The organism is Paenibacillus sp. FSL H7-0326, assembly GCF_001955535.1.
Taxonomy (GTDB): Bacteria; Bacillota; Bacilli; order Paenibacillales; family Paenibacillaceae; genus Paenibacillus; species Paenibacillus shunpengii.
The window spans coordinates 127,132-138,991 of the sequence record NZ_MPVN01000008.1 but is presented as its reverse complement, the minus strand read 5'-3'; the positions used below and the strand labels follow the sequence as shown (position 1 = coordinate 138,991).

Here is an 11,860-nt window from a genome sequence, read left to right as displayed (position 1 = left end):
GATTGCTCCGTCTTTCTTTCCCCTCCCATGCGAGAGAAGAACCTATCCGGTATTAGCTACCGTTTCCGGTAGTTATCCCAGTCTTATGGGCAGGTTACCTACGTGTTACTCACCCGTCCGCCGCTAAGCTAGGTGAAACAAGTTTCACCTTACTCCGCTCGACTTGCATGTATTAGGCACGCCGCCAGCGTTCGTCCTGAGCCAGGATCAAACTCTCCAAAAAAGAGAGCGATTAAGCTCATTTACAAAAACTGACGAGAACGTAATGTTCTCTTTATTTTGCTCGGTTATCATACCGTCTGACGACTTGTACCATAACCTCGCGTTTAGAATTTTGCAGTTGCAAAATTCTGCTCACTCGTTGTTCAGTTTTCAAAGATCAACTTCGTTGTCATCGCTTCATTTAATTTCAGCGGCGACTTTTATAATGTATCATACTCTGCATTCTTTAGTCAAGCACTTTTTTTAAAAAGTTTTCAACCTCTTATCTGCAATGGATAACCACGCATTTAAGTTATTCCAGAATGCTTAGCGCCTTTTTAACGGGCGAGTTATAATTTATCACGATTTGAATATAAGAGTCAAGCTATTTAGCTAACTTTTTTCAATTAAATTCGATCTTTTCTGCGTCTATTCTACTTCAGTACAGATAACAATGGAAAACAACAGATCGAAGCGATAACATAAGTCGGTATTATTCACTTCGCACAATATTTAATCTCTTTGCCTCCTTCGGTTACAAATGGAACAAGGCTCTCTATTTCTCTAATAATAGAACGGTGAACCAATTTTCGAAGCAGTAACGGAATCTCATCTTGCATAAAGCAAAGGTCAGGATGCTTCATCAGATCATGCAGGCTCCACGGCTTATTTCCACTGCGAAGAATGTCCAGTAGAAGACTACAGCTGCTCTCCATCTTGGACAACACAGAGAATTCACAAGCTAGTAGTATAAGCTCTACGCGCTGTTCAAGGGTCTCTTTGCTCATTGTAAGCTCCTCATACAACTTATATACAGAGCGATCCATATCTCGTATCTGAGTCCAGACTGCTCTTTCGGGTGAGATTCCTTTCTCCATCACTACAATTCTTGCCCAATGATTTAATGATTCCAGAACGCCTTGATAAGCATCGATCACTTCTCCGTCTTTGATCCATCTCTTGGCATCCAAATAAGTGCGCAAAAACTGAGAGAACTCATAAAATATTTTTTGCTTGCGGAGCTTTGGACCGAATTGTTGAATATAATTTCTGTGAACCTTAATCTTGTCACCCTTGTCCCATAATATATCGCCATGTAAAAAAGCTTCAACCACACCTCGATCTTCTCCCGTAATCAAACAACGGGTCAGACGCATCCAGTCCATATATAGAATCTGATATCGCAATTCACCAATGGCTGAATGCCTGTATCTATTCTCAGTTGGGCCTTCTTCATGCAGTATCAGTACAAGAACCTCGAAATCCTGCATAAGTGATCCATAAAATTGTTCCCCTGAATGGGGGTAGACAATTGCTCCAACTGCTCCGTGTTTAGATGATTCCTCCGATAAAAAAGAATAATTCTTAAGTTCCACGGTCTCCCTCCAGACAAAAAATGGTGATTTTATTCCAGTTAAGTTATAATATAGTTCTACATAAGAACATAGGTTTCCTGCTTCACTGAGAAGACGACACTCATGCATAAGGAGCATAGCTATGATTTTTAAAACTGCAAAAATTGAAGCCTTTCGTACGTGGGGACTGTTGCTTACAATGCTGGGCATGGGGCTCATGGTTCTCGGCACAGCCGGAATTGTATTCTGGGGCAGCGCAGGCAAGGTATTTGCCGGCATTGGACTTGTCATTGGCTTGATCGCGATGATGGGCAGTCTTGCCATCTATTTCTGGGCTGGAATGATGTCTGTGAGCGCAGTTCAAATTGAATGTCCTGAATGCAGCAAGCTCACCAAAATGCTGGGCAAGACGGACCGCTGTATGTTCTGCAAGACGATATTAACGCACGACCCAGCACAGGCAAATACCACTATTGAAGAATTAAACATGAAGAAATCGGAACCCGTATCCAGATCATAAGCAGGTGCAAGAATAGCAATACAGGGACAGCTCTCATTGTTGAACTGTCCCTGTTTTTTTATAATTATAGTGTATTAGTTCTTCAACGTTGATGAATTCGATTAAGCACTGCCCATGCACCTTCATTGGCAAAGCTTCTGTTCCAGGTGGCGATTCCAGCGAGCTTCAGCTCACTCGCAAGATCAACTCTTGCCCGAAGTGAGGTTTTATCCTCAAGCCAGATCTGATTCCGCACTTCCCCCTCTGTGAATTCCACATAGTTCTGTCCTGTATCCGCTGAGAATGTCGGAGTCAGCTTATGCTGCTTAATCAGATCCTGCGCTGAGTCCATACCAATCGCTTTGGAAGTAATCCCGCTGTCCTCTCCGGATTCCTTGATAGACCATACTCTAGTATAGGATGGAATTCCAAGCAGCAGCTTGTCCGCAGGCACTTCATCTTCTACCATGATCTTGTTCATCCCCGCAGTCACCCATGGCAAGGATGCAACGGATCCTGCCGTTGGACTTGATGCCCAGTGTTCATCATAAGTCATGACCATCATGTAATCTGCAATTTCACCTAGTGCCCTGCGATCTAAAAATAAGGACCACATCTCACTGTTTGACTTCGGTGTAACTGCAATCGACAACACGAGGTCATTCTGCTTGGCGTAAGGACGAAGCTCTCTCATGAACTGAGTAACCATCGGCCCGTCCTCTGTGTACACATTCTCGAAATCTATATTGATACCGTCCAGCTCGTAAGCATCAGCATATTCGATCATTTTCTGGATAATAGCCGTTCGTCGATCATAAGTAGAGAGTGCTTCTGCAGTCATATCCGGATCAAAGCTATTGCTGAGCAGTCCCCAGACCTCCATACCCAGCGACTTGGCCCTGTGTACGTATTCCAGATCACCCTTGCTCTCTACCGAACCATTGCCATCTGTAATATCAAACCATGTCGGACTCACCACGTTGACGCCCTCCATTGTCTGCAGGTTGGCTGGATCAGCTGCTCTATTGTATACGGCTTCCCATGCCAGATTAATCGTCTTCCCCTTCCAGCGCTGTTCGGCTGCTGTGGGTAATGATTCTGGTACTGGAACCGTCACCTTTTCTGTGGGCTTTATTTTGCCAGCAGATGTATACCCCGCATAACCATCATCCATTTGAACATAATTCCAGTCTCCATTCGTGGACCAAATCCTCACCCGATCCCCTGGATTCATCTGCGCGATGATTGCAGAGCCTTTATCCGGCTCTTTATAGAGTGGAATTTCCTGTTCAGGATCTTTACCGGCTGCTGAGCCGTATTGAATGACTTCGCCTGCGTTCATTAGAAGCACAGCACCAGTATCCATGTCTTCATGAACGGTAACACCGTACACTTCTTTTACTGCCTGCAATGGTACATAAGGTACTCCCTGTTCTTCAAAAGGAGCCGTATGAAGCTCATACTCCTTCGTATTCAGCTCTGCTTCCTCTTTACCGACATGCAGTCTCATTACTTTATCCGGTGAGGTTAATATAATCGCACGATCTCCGTCTTCAAATCGCATCGCCGGATCGACGGCCTCCTGTAAAACAGGAAGCGGGAGCTGCAAGCTCTCACCCGAGCCTACAGCTTCGTAATCCATCAGCTCTCCTTGTACAAAGATCGGTTTCGTAAAACCTCTCCAGTCTGCGTCTTCATATATATTTTGCAGATTAAATGTCGTGATCAGCAAATAGATACCTACTCCAATAAACCCAATCGCTGCAATCTTCTTAGTAAAACCGGACTTTCGCCTTCTCTTTTTGCGATAACCTTTTGCCAATTGATGCTCCCCCATCCTATAGCAATAGCTTCTTCCTAATCCATAGACGCTCGCTGCGAATACCCAAAATCTAAAAAGCGTGAGATACTCCTATGAAAGGAATTTCTCACGCTATTGTATACACCTTTTACGATGGCCTGCAACTCTCACATACACCGTACAATTCCAACCGTAATCCGTTCACCTGAAAGCCTGTATCCAGCCCGGCTCGTTCTTCCACATCAGCAAGTGAAGGATAATTAAAATCCCGAATGGTTCCGCACGCTTCACAAATAATATGATAATGATCTGTGACGTTGGCATCAAACCTGCTTGCATTATCGCCATACGCCAGCTCCCGCACCATACCGGCATTTGTAAACATCTTCAGATTATTATATACGGTCGCCACGCTCATGCTTGGAAACTGAGGCTCGAGAGCTCGATAAATCTCATCTGCTGTTGGATGTCCCATGGATTCCATAAGATAATTGAGTATCGCATGGCGCTGAGGCGTTATACGAACACCGGTCGTTTTCAATTGTTCTAATGCATGTTGGACACGTGTTGACATATGGCCCACCGCCTTACCTTTATTCATGCGCCTAAAAAGAAATAGATAGTCTCATAAAAAATAACAATTACAGTAACCTTTATCACACAAATATATTGTAAAGTTTAATTCTAATTGTTGTCAACGCATGTGAGGCATGCAAATCAGGGAACTTTTAAGGTATTGTCAAAAAAACAAGTGATCACTGCAGCATTTGATTCGTCCGATTCGTCTGCGTATTTCCCCCGCTGGTCTCATCCTCCATTAAAGAGCGCTGAATGGTTATATCACTATTACCCTCTACTTGAACCTTATACTCTCCTGTTCCGGAGACACCTGTAATCATCCTATTCTCAATCGTGTAGGGAGGTTCGACGTTAAGATTACCGTAGGTGCTTGAGCCCGATACCTCATAATCTCCTGTCTCAGGAATGGCTAATAAAATATCGCCGACAGCACTGTATATGTCCCAGTCTCCGCCGATCTGTTTCGTTTGGACCTGGACAGCACCGTTCAATGTCTCTAATTTTAATTTGGCAACCGGTTCATTTACGGAAATATTCCCGTTTCGTGTACTGCCTGTAATATCCCCCACGATGTCTGAAGCCTGTATGCGTCCAACAAGCGTCGTAAGATCTACGCTGCCTGTCACTTCCTCTGCTCGAAGATCACCGCGATTGGTGCTCAGCACAGCACTTCCGATTACATCAGCTACCGATATATTCCCGTTAAGGGTCTTGGCATGGACATCTCCAATGGCATTATGGATATAGATCTTTCCATTCCCGCTTTCGACATGAATGCTGCTGATTGCCTCTGGCCGATCAAGATATACAGAGCCATTAGAGGTTCTCACTTGCAGATCAAAGCGCCGGTCATCCGGGATCGTGATGGTCAGATTCATTCTAGGCTGGCGTTTAGATTCACTCCCGTATCCTTGAGGCTTGGCAGCAATTTGGATCGTTTTCCCTTCCTGTACATTAACCTCGGATGCATCTGCAACGGCCTGAGCTTCAACAGGCTCTACTTGATCCACCCAAGCAACCGTCTTGACGACGACCGACTCTACGTCCCCTCGGTTAATCCGAATGTCACCATTCACATTTTCGACGACAACGGCACCTGTTTCCATTTCAACCGGAATAGAAATCGTTTCTTTTTCGATTTGGTTGTCGGCTGCCTCACTGTAATCCAGCGAAGCGGCACTTAAATTCAGGCTCACTCGGTTCCACAGATGCGCGTAATGATCCTGCTGTGTCACAATAAAAATACAGCAGATCAAAATAGCGGCAGATAATATGCCTTTAAAATCGGGTCTGAATCTGTAGCGTGATTTCCTTTTTGCCGCAGGTATTAATACTTGATTGAGCAGAAAGGCGATAATAAATTCAATCCCCCAAATGACCAGGATAAACGGCCAATAGTTAACTAGACTGAAAACATACTCGGTCTGATCGACCTTGTCTATAATGAGCAGAATGCCAACGATAATGAGAAGGGTCGATGCTGTATATCTCCCAATTCTAATTTTTAAGTAAGAGCCTGTACTCTTATTCAAACGACGTTTCTTAAAAGTGAAGGACAATATCAGTTCTCGATTTAATAATAATAACCCTGCGATAACAAGGGCAGCGCCTACAGCATATAACCCATACTGAGCCAAATACCATTCGAGCCAGCGGGGTTTCTGTACAAACAGCACCATCAGTCCACCGCCAAAGATCAGCAGCATGCCGAAGGATAACCCTCGCTCCCAACCCATAAAACCGATGCCTGGGCGCAATATAGACGAGTCCTTACTTGGCTCTCCCTCTGTTTGTATACGTCGTTTCTTCATAAGCACCCAATCCGCTAATTGCAGAACATCATAAATATTGATGAAGTAAATGACGGGGATGACAAGCGACAATAAAATAATTAACGGAACATTGATCTGAATCCCAATCGACGAGAAGTATAATAAGGCCGTTAAATCAAGCAATAACAAGAAAATAAAAGTGAGGCCTTTAATGTACAAACCCAAATAAATATGACCCAAGCCAGGGAACAACGCAGACAATAAACCTGCAATAAACTTGTGCCAGTTACGCTGGAGCCGTCTTTTTGGACGCTTCGGGTTCGGATCGGTATTCATCTGCATTTAAGGTGCTCACCTCCAATAAGAACAATTGCATAATCTGCTTTTCTTTTGATACTACCCTATTCTTCTTCTATAGTAACTGGAAAGCTTATGTTGTTTGCAGCACAAACTTCCAAATCCCGAATATATTTTGTCTACAAAAAAACACCTTACTTCTCAAATAACGAAAAGTAAAGTGTCTAAAATTTGTTTATTCCACTGATATAGACCTGAACTGATGACAGCTCTGCAGCTTGGTAACCAAATCCACGGTGCTGAAATTGTTAGGAACCAGTACGTGCAGGGATACTTCCACATGAAGATTCAATTCAGATCGATAGCCGGGAGGACCCACTTCCAGATCACTCACCGTCATTTTCCGTATAATAATCTTCTCAGCCTCCATAAAGGCGGAAATCTTCTCAATCAGATTGGGAGATGAGTCTCCGCTTAGTGTTATCAAGTGCTGTTTGTTGGCTTTAAGGTAACGACGTTCAACTTTATTAAATACCCACAAGTTCAGAAGTACCAGCAGCGTTGATATTACAGCGGCAAAATAGAAGCCTGCCCCTACAGCAAGACCTATGGCTGCGACTACCCATATTGAAGCTGCCGTCGTAAGCCCAGTGATGGATTTACCCGTGAACAGGATCGTTCCCGCTCCCAGAAAGCCCACGCCGGTAATAACGGCTGCCGCCAAACGTGCAGGGTCCATACGAACATTAACCTCATTTACAAAATCACCAAAGCCATAGACCGATAAGATCATAATTAATGATGAACCCAAACATACCAAAATATGAGTTCTGAAGCCTGCCGCATGGTTGGAGCGCTCGCGTTCAAGTCCGATAAGCCCTCCCATAAGCATGGCAAGGAGCAATCTAAGAAGTATACTCCATTCACTGATATACCAAGGATCGTTCATTTGCATATCTCCTTCCGTCATTCGTGTCTGAATTAAGAACGATCGTACATCCTATTCAAATGGAACGTCGTTAATTCCACATTTGGTGCAATCTCACAGGTCTGTACAGGCTCGAAGCCGTACTTTTGATACAGCATTACAGCAGGTGTATTCTTCATGCCTGTCGACACAATAAACTTTCGCACTTTGAAATATTGATCCAGTACATGCTGAATAAGCTGACCGGCAACACCTCTTCGAAAATGATTCGGATGAACCATCATTCTTGAGATCGTCAGGCTGTCTTCCCATTCCTGCTCCACCGAAATCGCCCCGATAAGCTCCATATCTTCATTTATATACCCATAAAACGTCTCTCCGCATTCCTGAAGACTGTCAATGGTATCAAGCAGCGGTGGAATGTCGTGAAAGCCGATCAGCTCGGCCTCCAAGCGATATGCCATCTGCTGCAGTCTCCATACTTCCAGCATCAGGTCCCTGTCTTGCAAAGAAATATTTAGTATCATTTCCCTAACCAGCCCCCTAATTCAAAAAGAAGCCCGCCGCAATGGACGAGCTTCCGTGTTCAACGATTTTATGACTGTACTTACCAGCATACTACCGGTTCAAGACATCAGCAAGCAGCTTGTTTACCATGCCCGGATTCGCCTTGCCTTTACTTTCCTTCATTACCTGACCCACAAGGAAGCCGATTGCTTTTTGCTTACCTGCTTTGTAGTCCTCAACCGATTGCGGGTTCGCAGCAACGACTTGCTCAACTATGCCAAGAATGGCTCCCTCATCACTGATCTGGACGAGACCTTTCTCCTCAACAATCTGCTGCGGCTTCTTGCCGCTCACAAGCATTTCCTTGAATACGGTCTTCGCAATCTTCGAGCTGATCGTACCTTTCTCAATCAATCCAATCATTTCGCCAAGACCTTCACCCGTGATCGGAACCGCTGACAGCTCCAGATTCTCACTGTTCAGATAGCCAAGGAGATCTCCCATAATCCAGTTGGATACGGCTTTGGCGTCCGAAGTGTGCTTAAGACTCTCTTCAAACAGATCAGCTACCGCTTTGGAAGCTGTAATGACATCGGCATCATAGGAAGGCAGGCCGTACTCTGCCGTGTAACGCGCTTTACGCTCATCAGGAAGCTCTGGAATAGTAGCCTTTACCCGATCCTTCCATTCCTGATCAATATGAAGTGTGACAAGGTCAGGGTCTGGGAAGTAGCGATAATCATGAGCCTCTTCCTTGCTGCGCATGGACAGTGTCTTGCCCTGCGACTCATCCCAGCGGCGAGTTTCCTGAACGACCTCGTCTCCGTCATTCAGCAGCTCAGCCTGGCGGTATTCCTCATATTCAAGACCGCGCTGTACGCCACGGAAGGAGTTCATATTCTTCAGTTCGGCTTTGGTACCGAACTCTTTCTGTCCGTATGGGCGCAAGCTGATATTGGCATCGCAGCGCAGGGACCCTTCCTCCATCTTCACATCGGATACATCACAGTATTGCATGATGGAACGGATCTTCTCCAAATAAGCACGCGCTTCTTCCGGCGAAGAAATATCCGGTTCTGATACAATCTCAACCAGTGGAGTACCTACTCTATTATAGTCCGCAAGTGTACCATAACCGCCATCCATATGAGTCAGCTTACCCGCATCCTCCTCCAGATGGAGACGTGTGATTCCGATACGCTTGGCTTCTCCGTTTACTTCAATATCAATCCAGCCATTCTCTCCAACAGGCTGATCATATTGAGAGATCTGATAGGCCTTAGGCGAATCGGGATAAAAATAGTTCTTACGGTCAAATTTGCTAATATCTGCGATCGTACAGTTCAGAGCCATGGCTGCTTTCATCGCGTATTCGACCGCCTGACGGTTCAGCACCGGAAGAACTCCGGGATGCCCCAGGCAGATCGGACATGTATGTGTATTCGGCGGTGCACCAAACTCCGTGGAGCAGCCGCAGAAAATTTTAGATTTCGTATGCAGCTCAACATGGACTTCAAGCCCGATGACTGTCTCGTACTTGGATGTTGACATGATTCATTTTCCCTCTCTTTCCCTTAGGCCTTATAGCTGTGGCTGCTGTTTGTGATATTCCGTATGCTGCTCAAATGCATGGGCAACACGAAGAACGGTCGCTTCATCAAAAGCCTTGCCGATAATTTGCATTCCGACAGGCATTCCATCAGCAAAACCGCAAGGAATGCTGATCGCAGGCACACCTGCAAGGCTGACAGGAATCGTAAGGATATCATTCAGATACATCGTCAGCGGATTGTCTACTTGAGAACCGAGCTTGAATGCTGTCGTAGGCGCTGTTGGTCCAATAATAACATCATAGTTCTTAAATACTTCGTCAAAATCATTCTTGATCAGCGTGCGGACTTTTTGAGCCTTTAAGTAATAGGCATCATAGTAGCCTGAGCTGAGTGCGTATGTTCCGAGCATAATCCGGCGTTTCACTTCACTGCCGAAGCCCTCACTGCGGGATTTATGATACAGATCAAGCAGATTATCAGGGTTGTCCGCACGAACGCCATAACGAACGCCATCAAATCTGGCAAGATTAGAAGATGCTTCGGAGGAAGCTAGCAAATAATAGCTGGCTACCGCATACTCTGTATGCGGTAGAGATACCTCTTCCCAGGCTGCTCCGAGTCCTTCGAGGACTTTAAGCGCAGACATTACCGTCTCCTTCACAGATGGATCAACGCCTTCGCCGATATATTCCTTAGGAACTCCGATCCGCAGACCTTTTACTTCTCCGGTCAGGCTGCTCAGAAAATCAGGAACTTCAACATTGGCTGACGTCGAATCCATAGAATCATATCCGGAAATCGCTTGAAGTACATAAGCAGAATCCTCGACATTTTTCGTGACCGGGCCGATCTGATCAAGAGAAGAAGCAAATGCAACTAGTCCGAAACGGGAAACACGACCATAGGTCGGTTTCAAACCGACTACGCCGCAATAAGAGGCAGGCTGGCGAATCGAACCGCCCGTGTCGGAGCCGAGTGTGAAGTAAGCTTCTCCTGCGGCCACTGCCGCAGCTGAACCCCCGCTGGAGCCTCCGGGCACCCGATCCAGATCCCATGGATTACGCACCGGATAGAAGCTCGAATTCTCGTTCGAGCCCCCCATCGCAAACTCGTCCATGTTCAGCTTGCCAAGTGTTACGACATCCGCTGCCTTCAGCTTCTTAACTACAGTCGCATCATAAACTGGAGTAAAGTTCGATAGGAACTGACTTGCACAGGTTGTGCGGAGCCCCTCTGTCGAGATATTATCCTTAATTCCTGCAGGCAGGCCAAATAGGAGTCCGCGGGCTTCGCCTGATACAAGCTTGTCATCCAGCCTTCTTGCGGCCTCCATTGCCCCTTCCTCATCAAGGGTGAGATACGCACGTACCTGCTCCTCAACTTGTCCTATTCTTGCATAAGATGCTGCGGTCAGCTCGGAAACCGAGATCTCTTTGGCATGCAGCTTATTATGTATCTCAGGTAGTGTATGTTTAAGCAAACTCAAGATTATTAACCTCCCTAAAAAATAGCTTATTCAAGTACAGCCGGCACTCTGATCTGGCCATCTTCCTCATCAGGCGCGTTCAGCATTACTTTTTCAATCGGCAGGCTCTCCCGAACCTCATCTTCACGCATTACATTCGATACATGAAGCACGTGCGTAGTTGGTTCCACACCTTCTGTATCAAGCTCGTTCAGCTTCTCTGCATATTGTAAAATGGCATTCAGCTGCTCCGTCATCTGCGCTTCTTCTGTCTCGCTGAGATTAAGACGGGCCAGCTTGGCCACATGCTGCACATCTTGCTTCGTAATACTCATGCCTTCAAATCCTCCTTCTAAAAATACCTATACTATTCATATTGTGTCCATTTTAACACGTCCATGCGGTGAATCAAATGAAAATCCAAGTGTTACCCGATTATACCCAATACGCGTATCAAATCCAAGAATACAAAAAAGAGCCGGCAAATGCCGACCCTATCATTTAAATCCACGCACGAAGATTGACTTGTTTAATAAAATCTGCTGTTGACATCGGTTCGCTTGCGGCCTCTTCCTCTTCTTCCACGAGTTCCACTTTGTCGCCATTCATAAGCTGACGAAACAGGCTTTCGTTATGTGTCGCCAGAGCGTAGTCAATCAGAGCTTCCCGCTCGACTCGCTCCGCCTCCTGCCTCAAGATCAAAACCTCCGGCTCGACATCGCCGGTAGGTACGAAATAATTGCGGTTAACCTGAGGTACACGAATCACATAGTCAAAAGCGTTATCCGGGTTCCGGTCATATGCAATCACATAACCATATTCCCCTACAGGAAGATTCTGCTCAAAGGCGTCCGCGACGATGATAATTTTCTCCCCTAATTGTAGCATCGTCTACCTCCTGAT

Annotated in this window: 11 protein-coding genes and 1 rRNA gene; 1 reads left to right on the top strand and 11 read right to left on the bottom strand. The window is 45.7% G+C overall.

Features of this window, described 5'->3' with window-relative positions; genetic code table 11:
- Positions 1-223 (bottom strand): 16S ribosomal RNA (locus tag BK126_RS26095); the annotation flags it as partial.
- 475 nt (positions 224-698) lie between these two features.
- Positions 699-1,577, bottom strand: coding sequence for a nucleotidyltransferase-like protein (locus BK126_RS26090; protein WP_076315408.1), 879 nt, complete (start codon positions 1,575-1,577; stop codon positions 699-701).
- Between the two features lie 121 nt (positions 1,578-1,698).
- Here BK126_RS26090 and BK126_RS26085 point away from each other — a divergent pair, with 121 nt between their 5' ends.
- A complete protein-coding gene (locus tag BK126_RS26085) occupies positions 1,699-2,076 on the top strand; it encodes a DUF2614 family zinc ribbon-containing protein (RefSeq protein ID WP_076315407.1) in 378 nt (125 codons plus the stop codon).
- 82 nt (positions 2,077-2,158) lie between these two features.
- Here BK126_RS26085 and BK126_RS26080 read toward each other — a convergent pair whose 3' ends face one another.
- The 9 genes from BK126_RS26080 to BK126_RS26040 all read right to left on the bottom strand — a co-directional run bounded on the left by BK126_RS26080 (position 2,159) and on the right by BK126_RS26040 (position 11,845).
- Positions 2,159-3,877, bottom strand: coding sequence for a glycosyl hydrolase family 18 protein (locus BK126_RS26080; protein ID WP_076315418.1), 1,719 nt, complete (start codon positions 3,875-3,877; stop codon positions 2,159-2,161).
- 127 nt (positions 3,878-4,004) lie between these two features.
- A complete protein-coding gene (locus BK126_RS26075) occupies positions 4,005-4,430 on the bottom strand; it encodes a Fur family transcriptional regulator (RefSeq protein WP_047913764.1) in 426 nt (141 codons plus the stop codon).
- Between the two features lie 181 nt (positions 4,431-4,611).
- Complete coding sequence (locus tag BK126_RS26070) at positions 4,612-6,549, bottom strand: DUF4097 family beta strand repeat-containing protein (protein ID WP_083656234.1); 1,938 nt, start codon at positions 6,547-6,549, stop codon at positions 4,612-4,614.
- Between the two features lie 190 nt (positions 6,550-6,739).
- On the bottom strand, positions 6,740-7,453 hold the full coding sequence (locus BK126_RS26065) for an MgtC/SapB family protein (RefSeq protein ID WP_076315406.1): 714 nt from the start codon (positions 7,451-7,453) through the stop codon (positions 6,740-6,742).
- A 32-nt stretch (positions 7,454-7,485) separates the two neighbouring features.
- Entirely contained in the window at positions 7,486-7,959 is a 474-nt protein-coding gene (locus BK126_RS26060; protein ID WP_076315405.1) for a GNAT family N-acetyltransferase, read from the bottom strand.
- A 91-nt stretch (positions 7,960-8,050) separates the two neighbouring features.
- Positions 8,051-9,490, bottom strand: coding sequence for an Asp-tRNA(Asn)/Glu-tRNA(Gln) amidotransferase subunit GatB (gatB, locus tag BK126_RS26055; RefSeq protein WP_076315404.1), 1,440 nt, complete (start codon positions 9,488-9,490; stop codon positions 8,051-8,053).
- A 30-nt stretch (positions 9,491-9,520) separates the two neighbouring features.
- On the bottom strand, positions 9,521-10,978 hold the full coding sequence (gene gatA, locus BK126_RS26050) for an Asp-tRNA(Asn)/Glu-tRNA(Gln) amidotransferase subunit GatA (protein WP_076315403.1): 1,458 nt from the start codon (positions 10,976-10,978) through the stop codon (positions 9,521-9,523).
- 26 nt (positions 10,979-11,004) lie between these two features.
- On the bottom strand, positions 11,005-11,292 hold the full coding sequence (gene gatC / locus BK126_RS26045; RefSeq protein WP_076315402.1) for an Asp-tRNA(Asn)/Glu-tRNA(Gln) amidotransferase subunit GatC: 288 nt from the start codon (positions 11,290-11,292) through the stop codon (positions 11,005-11,007).
- A gap of 166 nt (positions 11,293-11,458) precedes the next feature.
- On the bottom strand, positions 11,459-11,845 hold the full coding sequence (locus BK126_RS26040) for an ATPase (protein WP_076315401.1): 387 nt from the start codon (positions 11,843-11,845) through the stop codon (positions 11,459-11,461).
- Between the last annotated feature and the right edge of the window lie 15 nt (positions 11,846-11,860).